The sequence below is a fragment of the Blastococcus xanthinilyticus genome (assembly GCF_008124835.1).
Lineage (GTDB): Bacteria > Actinomycetota > Actinomycetes > Mycobacteriales > Geodermatophilaceae > Blastococcus > Blastococcus xanthinilyticus.
The window spans coordinates 99448-113249 of record NZ_VNHW01000005.1; the positions used below are offsets into that span (position 1 = coordinate 99448).

Consider the following 13802-nt stretch of genomic DNA (forward strand, 5'->3'; position numbering starts at 1 on the left):
CTCTCGTCGCTCTCGTGCGGTTCAGCCCGCCGCCTGGCCGGCGTCGTCGCCGTCCTGCGGCTGCGGTGCGGCGGCCGGTGACTCGGGCTCGGTCACGGCCACCATGGCCGTGCGCAGCACCCGGTCGCCGCGGCGGTAGCCCTGCCGCAGCACCGTCGTGGCCGTCGGCACGTCCACGTCCGCGGAGGTGTCGTGCATGACCGCCTCGTGCAGCGACGGGTCGAAGGGGTCGCCCGCCACGCCGAAGGCCTCGACGCCGAGCCCGTCGAGGAGGCCGAGGATCCGGTCCGCGACGAGCTTGAAGGCCCCGGTGAGGTCACCGTGGTCCCGGGCCCGCTCGATGTCGTCGACGATCGGGAACAGCTGGGTGGCGAACCGCTCGGCCGCCTGGTCGACGACGGCCGACCGGTCCCGGTCGATCCGACGCCGGTAGTTGGCGTACTCGGCGGTGACCCGCTGCAGGTCCTCGGTGCGCTCGGCCAGCTGCTGGGCGAGATCGCCCGCGGGGGCGCCGTCGCCGGAGGGCGCCGTCGCCGGCTGGTCGGCCACCGGTGTGTCGTGCTCGCTCATCTGCTCCCCTGGGAGGTCGGTACCGGGCCGGACGCCGGCCGGCGGCGGGCCGGCCGGCGTCCGTACTGCACCAGTGGTGGGGTCGATCCGCCGCTTGTCACGGATGACGACCCGCGGCTGCTCGTCCCCCGTGCTCATCGGCGGTCGGTGTCCTCGTCGACGATCTCGGCGTCGACGACGTCGTCGTCGGCCGCCGTCGCGCCCGGCGCCGTGCCGGCACCGGCGTCGGCTCCCGGGGCCCCATCGGCCGCACCGGCCGCGCCGGCCGCCTCGGCCTGCTGGGCGTAGAGCGCCCCGCCGACCTCCTGCGACACGCGGGCCACCTTCTCCTGCGCGGACTTGATCGCCTCGATGTCCGAGCCACCGAGGGCCGAGCGCAGCTCGCTGAGCGCCTCGCCGAGCTCGTCCTTCTTCTCGGCCGGGATCTTGTCGCCGTTCTCGGCCAGGAACTTCTCGGTCTGGTACTGCAGCGACTCGGCCAGGTTGCGGGTCTCGGCCTCGTCGCGGCGGCGCTTGTCCTCCTCGGCGTGCGCCTCGGCGTCCTTCATCATCCGCTCGATGTCGTCCTTGGGGAGGGCCGAGCCACCGGTGATGGTCATCCGCTGCTCCTTGCCCGTGCCCAGGTCCTTCGCGGACACGTGCACGATGCCGTTGGCGTCGATGTCGAAGGCGACCTCGATCTGCGGGACGCCGCGCGGCGCCGGGGGCAGACCGGTCAGCTCGAACATGCCGAGCTTCTTGTTGTACATCGCCATCTCGCGCTCACCCTGGAACACCTGGATCTGCACAGACGGCTGGTTGTCGTCGGCCGTCGTGAAGATCTCCGAGCGCTTCGTCGGGATCGTGGTGTTGCGCTCGATGAGCTTGGTCATGATCCCGCCCTTGGTCTCGATGCCCAGGGACAGCGGGGTGACGTCGAGGAGCAGGACGTCCTTGACCTCACCGCGCAGGACACCGGCCTGCAGCGCGGCACCGATGGCGACGACCTCGTCGGGGTTGACGCCCTTGTTGGGCTCCTTGCCACCGGTCAGCTCGCGCACCAGGTCCGAGACGGCCGGCATGCGGGTCGAGCCACCCACGAGGACGACGTGGTCGATCTGGTTGACCGAGATGCCGGCGTCGCGGATCGCCTGGTTGAACGGCGCGCGGGCGCGGTCGAGCAGGTCCTGGGTCATCCGCTGGAACTCGGCGCGGGTGATCGTGATGTCGAGGTGCAGCGGGCCCTCGGCGCCGGCGGTGATGTAGGGCAGGTTGAGGTTGGTCGACTGCGCGCCGGACAGCTCGATCTTGGCCTTCTCGGCGGCCTCGCGGAGGCGCTGCATCGCCAGCTTGTCCTTGGACAGGTCGATGCCGTTCTGCGCGTTGAAGGTCTGCACCAGGTGCTTGACCACGCGCTCGTCCCAGTCGTCACCACCGAGGTGGTTGTCACCGGCGGTGGCCTTCACCTCGATGACGCCGTCCCCGATCTCCAGGAGCGAGACGTCGAAGGTGCCGCCACCGAGGTCGAAGACGAGGATCGTCTGCTCGGTCTCGCCCTTGTCCAGGCCGTAGGCCAGGGCGGCCGCGGTGGGCTCGTTGACGATGCGCAGGACGTTGAGACCGGCGATCTCCCCGGCCTCCTTGGTGGCCTGGCGCTGCGCGTCCTCGAAGTAGGCCGGGACGGTGATGACGGCGTCGGTGACCGGCTCGCCCAGGTAGGTCTCGGCGTCCCGCTTCAGCTTCTGCAGGATGCGCGCGGAGATCTCCTGCGGCGTGTAGTTCTTGCCGTCGATCCCCTCGGTCTTCCAGTCGGTGCCGATGTGGCGCTTGACCGACCGGATGGTGCGGTCGACGTTGGTGACGGCCTGGTTCTTGGCCGACTGGCCGACGAGGACCTCGCCGTTCTTGGCGAAGGCGACGACCGACGGGGTGGTGCGCGCGCCCTCGGAGTTCGCGATGACCGTCGGCTCGCCGCCCTCCAGGACGGTGACGACGGAGTTGGTGGTGCCGAGGTCGATACCGACCGCTCGAGCCATGGAGATGGCCTCTCTTCCGTTCGTGTGCGGGTACTTCTGGTCCGTGGGGGTAGCCGAGGAGCCACGGCGCGATCAGCCTTGCGCCGGGTTCGCTCAACTTTCCTGCCCAGCCTAACGGCAGCCACCGCGGAACTGTTCCCGGGGGCGGCCGCCCCACCGCGCTCACGGCCGGCCGACTCGTTCCCCGTGCAAGCGGAGGAGACCGTGACGTCGGCCACGCCGGCCGGCGCGGCGGACCACCACCGCGCCCGGATGGGCGCGATGCACGGCCGGGCACCCTGAGATCGGGGCGCTGCGCCCGGGGTTACCCGCGAGTAGCCCCCCGCCGCGCCAGCTATCGTGCGACGCAGTGCGGGCAGCGGTGCCCGCACGCGATCCGCGCGCCGGCTCGGAGCCGGCGCACCCGGCGCGCGCACCACGACACGCTCCCCCGCCCTCGCGGCGGTGCGGGGCCAGCCGACGCCGCCAGGCGTACGGGAGGGGAAGAGATGACGGGCCCGCTGCAGATCGTCCTGGGGACGATCAGCGTCCTGTTCCTGATCGTGTCCAGCGTCATGGCCTACCGGGCCGTGCGCGCCATGGTGCGGATCATCCGCACCGGCCAGCCCGACGGCACCCGCTTCGGGCCGGTGAAGAGCCGGCTGAAGACGCTCGTGGTCGAGTCGGTCGGCCACACCCGGATGCTCAAGTGGTCGTCGATCGGCATCGCCCACTGGTTCGTCTTCGTCGGCTTCTACGGCCTGTTCCTGACGCTGGTCGAGGCGTTCGGGGAGGTCTGGAACCCCGCCTTCCACCTGCCGCTCATCGGCGAGTGGGCCATCTGGAGCCTCTTCGTCGACCTCATCGGCGCCGGCACGATCCTCGGGATCATCTACCTGATCATCCGGCGCCAGCGCGACCACCCGCGCCGACAGGGCCGCAAGAGCCGCTTCGCCGGGTCCAACGAGGGCCGGGGCTACTTCGTCGAGGCCGTCGTCCTGATCGTCGGCATCAGCATCCTGAGCATCCGCGCCGCCAAGGTCGCCTCCGGTCTGGACGACGCCCCGACCTGGTCGCACCCGTTCGCGAGCCTGGCGTCGAACCTCTTCCCGGACAACCCCGACGTCGTCTCGATCGTCGCGTTCGTCAAGATCGTCGTCTCGCTGACCTGGCTGGTGGTCATCAGCCGGATCCTGAACATGGGCGTGGCCTGGCACCGGTTCAGCGCCTTCTTCAACATCTACTTCAAGCGCGAGGCCAGCGGCGCGCCCGCGCTCGGCCCGCTGCCCGCCATGACCTCCGGCGGGAAGCCGATCGACTTCGAGGACCCGGGCGAGGACGACGTCTTCGGCCGCGGCAAGATCGAGGACTTCACCTGGAAGGGGATGCTGGACTTCAGCACCTGCACCGAGTGCGGGCGGTGCCAGAGCCAGTGCCCGGCGTGGAACACGGGCAAGCCGCTCAGCCCCAAGATGGTGATCATGGACCTCCGCGACCACCTGTACGCGAAGGCCCCCTACCTCCTCGGCGAGAAGACGGCGTCCGAGACCGCGCCGGACTACGACGTGCTCAAGCCCTCCGACGAGCAGGTCTGGGCGTCGGGCTACGCCCGCATCGAGGGCACCAACGACGCGCAGGCGCACCGCCCGCTGGTCGGCACCCTCGAGGAGGGCGGGGTCATCGACCCCGACGTGCTGTGGAGCTGCACGAACTGCGGCGCCTGCGTGGAGCAGTGCCCGGTGGACATCGAGCACATCGACCACATCGAGGACATGCGCCGCTACCAGGTGCTGATCGAGTCCAACTTCCCGTCCGAGGCCGGCGTCATGATGACCAACCTCGAGAAGCGCGGGAACCCGTGGGGAATGGGCGGCAACGTCCGCGAGGACTGGATCAAGGAGCTCGACTTCGACGTCCGCGTCGCCGACGGCCCGCTGCCGCACGAGGTCGAGTACCTGTTCTGGGTCGGCTGCGCCGGCGCCGTCGACGACCGCGCCAAGAAGGTCACCAAGGCCGTCGCGGAGCTGCTGCACACCGCGGGCGTCGAGTTCGCCGTCCTGGGCAACGGGGAGACCTGCTCGGGCGACCCGGCCCGCCGCATGGGCAACGAGTTCCTGTTCCAGCAGCTGGCCATGGAGAACGTCGAAACCCTCGACGGCGTCTTCGAGGGCCGGGTGCCCGGCACCCGCAAGATCGTGGCGACCTGCCCGCACTGCTTCAACTCGCTCGGCCGGGAGTACCCGCAGGTCGGCGGCGAGTACGAGGTCGTGCACCACACGCAGCTGCTCGGCCAGCTCGTGGAGGAGGGCCGGCTGACGCCGGTCACCCCGGTGGACCGCAAGGTCACCTACCACGACCCGTGCTTCCTGGGCCGGCACAACAAGGTCTACACGCCCCCGCGGGAGATCCTCGACTCCGTCCAGGGCCTGTCCACCCAGGAGATGCACCGCTGCAAGGACCGCGGCTTCTGCTGCGGCGCCGGTGGTGCCCGCATGTGGATGGAGGAGAAGATCGGCAAGCGGATCAACATGGAGCGCACCGAGGAGGCGCTCGAGCTCGATCCCGACGTCATCTCCACCGCGTGCCCGTTCTGCATCACCATGCTGAGCGACGCGCTGACCAGCAAGAAGCAGAGCGGCGAGGCGGCCGAGCACGTGGAGGTGCTCGACGTCAGCCAGATCCTGCTGCGCTCGATGCAGCCGGTGGCGGTCTCCGCCCAGGGCGCGGACTCCGGCCCGGACGTCGGCACCAAGGCCGGCCCCGACCCGGTGGGCGAGGGCTCGGCGGCCACCGAGCACGGCCCGCAGTAGGCGGACCTCCCCGGCCCCTCGGGCTCGAGCGAGCCCCGACGACGGCGCGCACCCCTCGGGCTGCGCGCCGTCGTCGTTCCCGGGGCCGCCGAGGTCGTTGCCCGGCGCACCCACCCGGGAACGGTGTGCGGCCGGTCATGGTGGACGCTTTCCGGGTGACCCGCACCGCCCCCGACCGCAGCAGCACCGGCACCGACCGCCGTCGGGGCCTCGGGTTGATGGCCGTGGCCATCGTGCTCACGGCGCTCAACCTCCGGACGGCGGTCACCAGCGTCGGCCCCGTGCTGGAGGAGATCGAGCGGGGGCTCGGCATCTCCAGCAGCCTGGCCGGGGTCATCACGACGATGCCGGTGCTCTGCTTCGCACTGATCGGGTTCACGGCCCGGCGCTGTCGGCCCGCTACCGCGACTCGCACGTGCTCGCGGGCGCCCTCATCGCGATGACCGCCGGACTCGCGCTGCGCAGCCTGGCCGAGGCCTTCCCGGTCTTCCTCGCCGGCACCGCTCTGGCCATGGCCGGTGGGGCGCTCGGCAACGTCATGCTGCCGGGCCTGGTGAAGCGCCACTTCCCGGACCGGGCCGGCGCGCTGATCGGCGCCTACAGCACGGCGATGGGCCTGGGCGCGACCCTGGCCGCGGTCTCGTCGCAGCCCATCGCGGGCGCGGTGGGCGGTTCGGCCGAGGGCTGGCGCTGGGCGCTCGTCGTCTGGGCCCTCCCGGCGCTGCTCGCGGCCGGCGTCTGGCTGGCGGTGCCGGCCGCCCCCGACGTCTCGCGGCACAGCCACACCGCCGTCCGGATGCGGGCGCTGGTGCACAGCCCGACGGCGATGGCGATCACCGCGTTCTTCGGCGTCCAGGCGCTCCAGGCCTACGTCGTCATCGGCTGGTCGGCCCAGTACCTGCGCGACTCGGGGCTGAGCGCGGCGACCGCCGGGCTGCTCCTGGGGCTGAACTCCGTCGTCGGCCTGCCGCTGAGCGCGGTCATCCCCTCGCTCACCGTCCGGCCGCGCCTCCAGCGCCCACTGCTGGCGGGGTTCGTCGCCAGCTACGTGACCGGCTGGATGGGCCTGTGGACGGCACCCACCGCCGCCCCCTGGCTGTGGATGGTCCTGATCGCCGTCGGCATGGGCACCTTCTCCATGGTGCTGACCCTCATCGGCCTGCGCGCCCGGACGCCGGAGACCGTCTCCGCGCTCTCCACCGTCAGCCAGAGCTGGGGTTACGTGATCGCCGGGACCGGCCCGCTCCTGGTGGGCGTGCTGCGCGGGGTGACCGGCAGCTACGACGGCATGTTCGTCATCGTGCTCACCGGCGTCGCCGTGCTGAGCGTCGCCGGATGGATCGCCACCCGGCAGGTGTTCGTCGACGACGAGGTGGAGCGGACCGTGCCCGGCTGGTCACCGGCGGGGCGCTGCACCGAGGTGCTGGAGAGCGCCGGCGTCGAGATCCCGGCCGCGGCCGGCGTCGACGACGCCCCGCCGGCTAGGGACGCCGCGTCTCCGCGCGGGTGAAGTTGCGGAACGACCGGGACGGCGTGGGGCCCCGCTGGTCCTGGTAGCGCGAGCCGTAGACGGCCGAGCCGTAGGGGTGCTCGGCCGCGCTGGTGAGCCGGAAGAGGCACAGCTGCCCGATCTTCATGCCCGGCCACAGGGTGATCGGCAGGTTCGCCACGTTGGACAGCTCGAGGGTGATGTGCCCGGAGAAGCCCGGGTCGACGAAGCCGGCCGTGGAGTGGGTGAGCAATCCGAGACGCCCTAGACTCGATTTCCCCTCGAGTCTGGCCGCCAGGTCGTCGGGGATGCTGACGACCTCCAGCGTGGAGCCCAGCACGAACTCCCCCGGGTGCAGCACGAACGGTTCCTCGCCGTCGGGTTCGACCAGCGTGGTGAGGTCGTCCTGCTGCTTCGCCGGGTCGATGTGGGTGTACCGGGCGTTGTTGAAGACGCGGAAGAACCGGTCCAGCCGGACGTCGATGCTGGACGGCTGCACCAGCCCCGGGTCGTAGGGCTCGATGCCGAGGCGTCCCCCGGCGATCGCGGCCGTGATGTCGCGGTCGCTCAGCAGCATGGCGCGAAGTCTAGGGAATGCCGGTGGCCATCCCTCCGGGTGAATCCGGGCCGGCGGCCCTCAACCGCGACGACGGGGCTGCCGAAGCGAGCCGGGAGAGCGCCTGCCGGCGACCGGTCGCACCGGTTCCCGGCCCGTCCCGGATCGCCCGGGCGGCCGCGCCGGAGGGCAACTGCCGATGAACAGCAAGCGGGTCCTGGGAGCCACCCTGGCCTCGGCCGTGGTCGCCGGCTATGCCGGCGCGGCCGTCTGGTCGGCCTGGGCGGCGCCGCCGCCGATCGAGGTGGCCAGCGGTTTCGGCGAGGGTGACGGCCTCACCCGCTACGTGCTCACCGCCGACTCCCGGTCCGCCGACCTCCTGACCGCCCTCGAGGCGGTGCCCGGCGTCGCCAGCGCGCAGTGGGTGGACGGCGACCGCGCCCTGGTCGCCACCGACGGCGTCACGCCCGAGCGGCTGCGCGCGGTCGCGGGCGTCACCGACGTGACGGAGTCGACGTCGGTGCCCGTGTTCGGCACCGTCACCGACCCGCTGTTCCCGCAGTACGGCTGGAACCTCGAGAACACCGGCGGCAACGCCACCGGCCAGGCCGCCGTGGCCGACGCCGACGTCGACGCCACCACCGGCTGGGACACCGGGACGGGGGTCGGCACCGTGGTCGCCGTCGTCGACTCGGGCTTCGACTCCGACCACCCCGAGCTCACCGGCTCGCTGTGGACCAACCCCGCGGAGCGCTGCGGCTCGTCCGACACCGACGGCAACGGCCTGCCCGGCGACTGCCACGGCTGGAACTTCTACGCCAACAACGCCGACATCGACAACGGCAGCCTGGGCAGCCACGGCACCAGCGTCTCCGGCGTGGTGGGCGCGCGGGCGGGCAACGGGTTCGGCTCCGCCGGCGTCGCGCCCGGGGTCTCGATCATGCCCCTGGTCGCGGGCGGCGGGAGCACCGTCGACATCTACCTGTGCGCCCGGGCGATCCGGTACGCCGTCGACCACGGCGCCGACGTCATCAACGCCTCCTGGGGTGGCGCGTTCGGCGGCCACGCGCTGGAGACGCTCCGCTCGGCCATCGCCTACGCCGAGGCGCACGGCGTCCTGGTGGTCGCCGCGGCCGGCAACGACGGCGGCAACCGCGACACCAGCATCGTCTACCCCGCCAGCCTGCCCGAGCCCAACGTCGTGACCGTCGGCAGCTCCACCGCCGCCGACACGGTCGCCGCGCACTCCGGCTACGGCGCGACGTCGGTGGACCTCTTCGCCCCCGGCCTCAAGGTGGCGGCGCCGTGGAACGACGGCGGCATGCGCCAGGTCGACGGGACGTCGTTCGCCGCGCCGCACGTGGCCGCGGCGGTGGCGCTGTACCGCGCGGTCCTGCCGACGGCGTCCGCCGCAGAGCTGAAGCGGGCGCTGCTGGCCGACACCGACCGGGTCGCGGCCTTCGCCGGCCGGTCGGTCACCGGGGGCCGGCTCTCGCTGGCCCGCATCGGCGCGCACGCCGACGACACCGTGCGCTACGCGTTCACATCGATGACCGCGCGCGCCGGCACGGTCACCCCGACCGTCGGCATCAGCTCCCCTGCCGGCACCGGCCGGTACACGGTCGACGTCGGCCTGGGCATGGAGCACGAGGGCCAGATCTGGGCGCTGGCGGACAAGCCGGTGACCCTCGACGGCGTCACCGTCGCCACCGACGACGCCGGCGACGCCCGGTTCGACCTCGGTTCGCTCTCGGCCGCCGACGGCATCGCACTGTCCCCGGCCATGGACCTGGGCGCGGGACGCTACGTGCTCACCGTCCAGCTCTACCGCGACGGCGAGGCCCTGGGGCGCATGCGCGCCGCGCCCCTGCTCGTCTCGCCGGCGGCCGGCTCCGGCGGCACCGGCCCGGGCACGTCCACGCCCGGCACCCAGCCGGGCACCCCCACTCCCGGGGGCACGACGCCGGGGACCCAGCCGGGCGGCACCACGCCGGGCACCGGTCCCGCCACCACGTCGCCCGGCGGCACCACCCCCGGCACCCAGCCGGGCGCGCCGCCCGCCCCCGGCGGCACCACCCCGGGCACTCAGCCGGGCACCACGCCCGGCACCACGCCTGGCGGCACGGCCCCGAACCCGGGCACGCCGGGCACCCAGCCGGGCACTCCCACGCCTGGCGGCACGGCCCCGAGCACGCCAGGCACCCAGCCGGGCACCACGCCCGGCACCACGCCCGGCACCACGCCCGGCACCACGCCCGGCGGCACGGCGCCGAACCCGGGCACGCCCGGGACCACGCCGGTCGCCCCGGCCCCGGGTGGGACCCCGCCGGGCACGGCACCCGCACCGGGAACCACGACGTACCCGGAGGTCGGGCCGTTCCGGATCACCTCGCTGAGCCCGAACGTGGTCGACACCGCGGGCGGCACGCTCGTCACCATCACCGGCGTCGCGCTGCCCAGCGCACCGACGGTGCGGATCGGGACGTCGGCCACCGCCACGGTGGTCCGGAGCACCACGACGAGCCTGCTCGTCCGGGTCCCGGCGCGGACGGCGGGCACCTACGACGTCACCGTCTTCGCCCGCGACGGGCGGTCGACGGTGCTGCCGGGGGCGCTCACGTACGCCGACGGCGCCGGCACCGCCCCGGCACCGACCAGGCCGACCACCCCGGCACCGGGCACGCCCACGCCCGGCACGCCGGCACCCGGCACGCCGGCACCGGCCACGCCTCCGCCGGGCACCCCCGGCGGGACGGCGCCCGACCCCTCGGCGGGCGTGCGCACCGGCCCCTCCGGGGAGCGGCTGGTCCGGTCCGACCGGTTCGCCGGGCTCGGGTCGATCTGGTCGGTGAACTGCTCGGCCTCCTGCACCGGCGTCGCGGTCTGACGCCGTCCACCGCGCCCTCCCGGCGCACCCCCTGAACCACCGCGCCCCGTCCGGCTTCCCCATACGGACGGGGCGCGGTGTCGTCCGGAGCCGTCCTCCCGGCCGTCCGGTCGTCTGCCGATAAGGGGAACGACATCGGACGCATCCCCAGGAGAACCCCTCGTGCTGGACACCCGCCCGGCGCCACCGGCGCCCCGTGGCGCCCGCTCCGCCATCCGCCCCACCGGCCGGGAGCGGAGCTTCTCCGCCGACGAGCTGATCGTCTCCAAGACCGACCCGCGCGGCGTGATCACGTACGCGAACGACGTCTTCCTGCGGGTGAGCGGCTACCGGCAGGACGAGGTCCTGGGCCAGCCGCACAACATGATCCGCCACCCGGAGATGCCGCGGGCGGTGTTCAAGCTGCTGTGGGACACGCTGACGGCGGGGCAGGAGGTCTTCGCCTACATCAACAACCTGGCGGCCGACGGCGGGCACTACTGGGTCCTCGCGCACGTCACCCCCTCCTACGACGCCGGTTGCCGCACCGTCGGCTACCACTCCAACCGCCGCCGGCCGGCCCGGGGCGCCGTCCAGCGGGTGCTGCCGCTCTACCAGCGGCTGCTGGACGAGGAGCGCCGCCACCCCAACGCCCGCGCCGCCACCGAGGCGTCCTCCCGGCTGCTCGCCGACGTGCTCGACGAGCAGGGGCAGACGTACGAGGAGTTCATCTGGTCGGTCATCAACCGGGAGGAGAGCTGACATGGGCGTGCGCCCGACCCGCGGGGCCGACGCTGCCGAGCTGGCGGCCTACCGGGCGTTCGCGCGCCAGCTGACGGCGGCGTGCGACGCAGCGTCCCGGGGCGACCTGGAGGCCCGCAGCCGGATCGCACCCGACGCCGAGGCGGTGCCCGAGCTCGTCGAGCTGCACCACGCGCTCAACCGGGTGCTCGACGTCTCCGACGCCTTCGTCCGCGAGTCGTCGGCCGCGCTGCACTCGGCGGCCGAGGGCCGGTTCCACCGCAGGCTGCTGACCACCGGGCTGCTCGGGTCGTTCCGGCGCAGCGCCACCGACATCAACGCCGCGCGCAGCGCCATGCAGGAGACCGCCGGGCGGGTCACCGAGGCGCAGAGCAGCCGGCTGCGGCTGGCCGACGACTTCGAGTCGGTCGTGCTCTCCATGTCCGAGCAGGTGGCGACGGCGGCGACGGAGCTCAGCGCCTCGGCGTCCGGGCTCACCGCGGCCGCGTCGGCCGCCAGCACCGAGGTGGGCACCGCCCGCGAGACGATCGGCTCGCTCACCCGCTCGTCGGCCGAGATCAAGGAGATCATCGCGCTGATCGACTCGGTGGCGGCCCAGACCCGGCTGCTGGCGCTGAACGCCACGATCGAGGCCGCCCGCGCCGGGGAGGCCGGCAAGGGCTTCGCCGTCGTCGCCTCGGAGGTCAAGGACCTCGCCGACCAGACCGGCCGGGCGACCGAGCGGGTCACCGCCCAGGTCGAGCAGATCCGGCAGGCGTCGGAGGACGTCGCCGAGGTGATGAGCAGCGTGGGCTCGACCGTCGGCGAGATGAACGGGCTGGTCGACGGGATCGCGGCCGCGGTCGACGGCTCCGCGTCGCTGAACACCGGCTCCGACGACGTGACCGGGCTGTCGCAGATGGCGGAGAAGCTGCGGTCGGAGGCCACCGGGTTCCTCGCGGTGATGCGCCGCTGACCGGAGGTGGCTGTCGCGGCGGCGGGACGACCAGGTAGTCTCGGCGCCGTTCGCGGGTGTAGTTCAATGGTAGAACATCAGCTTCCCAAGCTGACAGTGCGAGTTCGATTCTCGTCACCCGCTCCACGACGTCCCCGAGGCCCCGGTCCCCCCCGACCGGGGCCTCGTCGCATCCCGGGCCGCCACCGCTCCTCGGCGGGTCCTTGGCCCCTGGGAAGGCCGCCACCGGCACCGCACCATGAGCGCAGCGCTTCCCCCGGGGCGGCGCCGCTCCTACGGTCGGGCCGTGCCCCCGCCCACCCGTCGGCGCACCCCGTGACCGACGACGCAGCCCGCCCGGGCAGCCGGGTGGACGAGCTGCTGGCCGAGATCGTCCGGGTCGCCGCCCGCCACACCGGCGCGACCTCCGCCACCCTCCGCCTGCACGACCCCCGCGGGACCGCGCCGGACCACTCCGTCACGGCCCCTCCGGGCGCGGGGACGCCGGACGGTCCCGGCGACGACGACCTCGAGGTGCCGGTGCGCGCCCACGGCACCGGCATCGGCACCCTGCGGCTGCGCGGCCGGCGCCCGGCACCGGCGCCCCCGCGGCCCGACCGCGCGCTCGCCGAGGCCGTCGCGTCCGTCGCCGGGCCGGCCATCGAGCACGCCCGGCGGCTCGACCACGCCGAACGGTGCCTGGCGTGGTCGCGGGCGGGCACCGAGATCGCCACGGCGCTGCTGTCCGGCACAGCCTCGGACGACGTGCTGCGCGCCGCGGCCGCCCGGGTCGCCGAGCTGGCCGAGGCCGACGCCGTGGGCGTGCTCGTCCCGCTGTCCGGGGACGAGGACACCCTGACCGTCACCGCCGCGATCGGGCCCGGTGCGGAGGACGTGGAGGGCGTCCGGATCCCGCTGGCCGGCAGCCGGCTCGGCGCCGCGCACCGGTCCGGCGTCCCCCGGCTGCTCGACGAGGCGATCGCCCGGCCGGGGGCGCCGAAGGGCGGCGTCATCGGGGAGCTCGCCGGCGGCTACGGGCCCACCCTGCTCCTCCCCCTCGGCCGGCCGACCCCGCTCGGGACGCTGGTCGCGCTGCGGACCCGGGACCGGGCGCCGTTCGACCCGGCGGTCCTGGAGCCGGCCGCCGCCTTCGCCACCCACGCGGCGGTGGCGCTGGAGCTGGTGCGCAGCCAGCAGCGCGAGCGGCGCCTGCAGGTGCAGGGCGACCGCGACCGGATCGCACGTGATCTCCACGACCACGTGGTGCAGCGGATCTTCGCGACGGCGCTGGCGCTGGACCGGATCGGCCGCTCGCTGGAGGAGGCGGCCCCGGAGGTGGCCGGGCGGATCGGCGCCCGCGTCGACGAGCTCGACGGGACGATCGCCCGGATCCGGACGGCGATCTTCCAGCTGCAGAGCGCCGCGGATCCCTCGGCCACCGCGGTGCGGAGCCGGCTGGCGGAGGTCGTGCGGTCGATCACCGACGGGGAGCCGCTGCGCCCGGCGCTCCGGATCCGCGGCGAGGTCGACGACCTGCCCGCCGACGTGGTCGGCGACCTGATCGCCGTCGTCCGGGAGCTGGTGACCAACGTGGTGCGGCACGCCGGCGCGACCCGGATGACCGTGACGGTCACCGCCGAGGGCGGGCTCTCCGCCGTCGTCACCGACGACGGCCGCGGGCTGCCGGAGGTGGTCGTGCGCAGCGGGCTGGTCAACCTGGCCGACCGGGCCGAGCGCCGCGGCGGCCGGCTGACGGTGTCGTCGGGCCCGTCCGCGACGCAGATCGAGTGGACGGTGCCGCTGCCCGGGTGACCGGGGTGC

Annotated in this window: 10 protein-coding genes and 1 tRNA gene; 8 read left to right on the top strand and 3 right to left on the bottom strand. The window is 73.8% G+C overall.

Translation table 11 applies throughout. The features are described 5' to 3' along the window. Nucleotides 1-21: 21 nt before the first annotated feature. Nucleotides 22-708 carry a nucleotide exchange factor GrpE gene (grpE, locus tag BD833_RS09340; RefSeq protein WP_166532862.1) on the bottom strand — a complete coding sequence of 229 codons (687 nt, stop codon included), beginning with the start codon at nt 706-708 and terminating at the stop codon, nt 22-24. Continuing rightward, entirely contained in the window at nt 705-2585 is a 1881-nt protein-coding gene (gene dnaK, locus BD833_RS09345; RefSeq protein WP_166532863.1) for a molecular chaperone DnaK, read from the bottom strand. The genes grpE and dnaK overlap by 4 nt, the downstream gene beginning before the upstream one ends. Before the next feature lie 488 nt (nt 2586-3073). Here dnaK and BD833_RS09350 point away from each other — a divergent pair, with 488 nt between their 5' ends. The 3 genes from BD833_RS09350 to BD833_RS09355 all read left to right on the top strand — a co-directional run bounded on the left by BD833_RS09350 (nt 3074) and on the right by BD833_RS09355 (nt 6884). After that, nucleotides 3074-5374: a (Fe-S)-binding protein gene (locus BD833_RS09350; protein WP_166532864.1), complete on the top strand. Its 2301-nt coding sequence runs from the start codon at nt 3074-3076 to the stop codon at nt 5372-5374. 155 nt (nt 5375-5529) lie between these two features. After that, a complete protein-coding gene (locus BD833_RS22960) occupies nt 5530-5817 on the top strand; it encodes a hypothetical protein (protein WP_243737557.1) in 288 nt (95 codons plus the stop codon). Further along, nucleotides 5814-6884: an MFS transporter gene (locus BD833_RS09355; RefSeq protein WP_243737558.1), complete on the top strand. Its 1071-nt coding sequence runs from the start codon at nt 5814-5816 to the stop codon at nt 6882-6884. The genes BD833_RS22960 and BD833_RS09355 overlap by 4 nt, the downstream gene beginning before the upstream one ends. On the opposite strand, the gene dcd is transcribed toward BD833_RS09355, so the two are convergent. Then, nucleotides 6856-7440 carry a dCTP deaminase gene (dcd, locus tag BD833_RS09360; protein ID WP_166532865.1) on the bottom strand — a complete coding sequence of 195 codons (585 nt, stop codon included), beginning with the start codon at nt 7438-7440 and terminating at the stop codon, nt 6856-6858. The genes BD833_RS09355 and dcd overlap by 29 nt on opposite strands. Nucleotides 7441-7618: 178 nt before the next feature. Between dcd and BD833_RS09365 the strand changes: the two genes are divergently transcribed. The 5 genes from BD833_RS09365 to BD833_RS09385 all read left to right on the top strand — a co-directional run bounded on the left by BD833_RS09365 (nt 7619) and on the right by BD833_RS09385 (nt 13793). Beyond that, the gene (locus tag BD833_RS09365) at nt 7619-10306 is read left to right on the top strand and encodes a S8 family serine peptidase (RefSeq protein WP_166532866.1); all 2688 of its coding nucleotides are present in this window, start codon (nt 7619-7621) and stop codon (nt 10304-10306) included. A gap of 162 nt (nt 10307-10468) precedes the next feature. Beyond that, on the top strand, nt 10469-11047 hold the full coding sequence (locus BD833_RS09370) for a PAS domain-containing protein (protein ID WP_208092499.1): 579 nt from the start codon (nt 10469-10471) through the stop codon (nt 11045-11047). 1 nt (nt 11048) lies between these two features. After that, nucleotides 11049-12002, top strand: coding sequence for a methyl-accepting chemotaxis protein (locus tag BD833_RS09375; RefSeq protein ID WP_166532867.1), 954 nt, complete (start codon nt 11049-11051; stop codon nt 12000-12002). A 52-nt stretch (nt 12003-12054) separates the two neighbouring features. Next, nucleotides 12055-12128, top strand: a tRNA-Gly gene (locus tag BD833_RS09380). A 189-nt stretch (nt 12129-12317) separates the two neighbouring features. Then, entirely contained in the window at nt 12318-13793 is a 1476-nt protein-coding gene (locus BD833_RS09385; protein ID WP_166532868.1) for a sensor histidine kinase, read from the top strand. The last annotated feature ends 9 nt before the right edge of the window (nt 13794-13802 follow it).

What these genes read in the sequence shown, in the direction of transcription:
- grpE (WP_166532862.1), bottom strand. Translation starts at nt 708, where the DNA reads ATGAGCACGGGGGACGAGCAGCCGCGGGTCGTCATCCGTGACAAGCGG.
- dnaK (WP_166532863.1), bottom strand. Translation starts at nt 2,585, where the DNA reads ATGGCTCGAGCGGTCGGTATCGACCTCGGCACCACCAACTCCGTCGTC.
- BD833_RS09350 (WP_166532864.1), top strand. Translation starts at nt 3,074, where the DNA reads ATGACGGGCCCGCTGCAGATCGTCCTGGGGACGATCAGCGTCCTGTTC.
- BD833_RS09355 (WP_243737558.1), top strand. Translation starts at nt 5,814, where the DNA reads ATGACCGCCGGACTCGCGCTGCGCAGCCTGGCCGAGGCCTTCCCGGTC.
- dcd (WP_166532865.1), bottom strand. Translation starts at nt 7,440, where the DNA reads ATGCTGCTGAGCGACCGCGACATCACGGCCGCGATCGCCGGGGGACGC.
- BD833_RS09365 (WP_166532866.1), top strand. Translation starts at nt 7,619, where the DNA reads ATGAACAGCAAGCGGGTCCTGGGAGCCACCCTGGCCTCGGCCGTGGTC.
- BD833_RS09375 (WP_166532867.1), top strand. Translation starts at nt 11,049, where the DNA reads ATGGGCGTGCGCCCGACCCGCGGGGCCGACGCTGCCGAGCTGGCGGCC.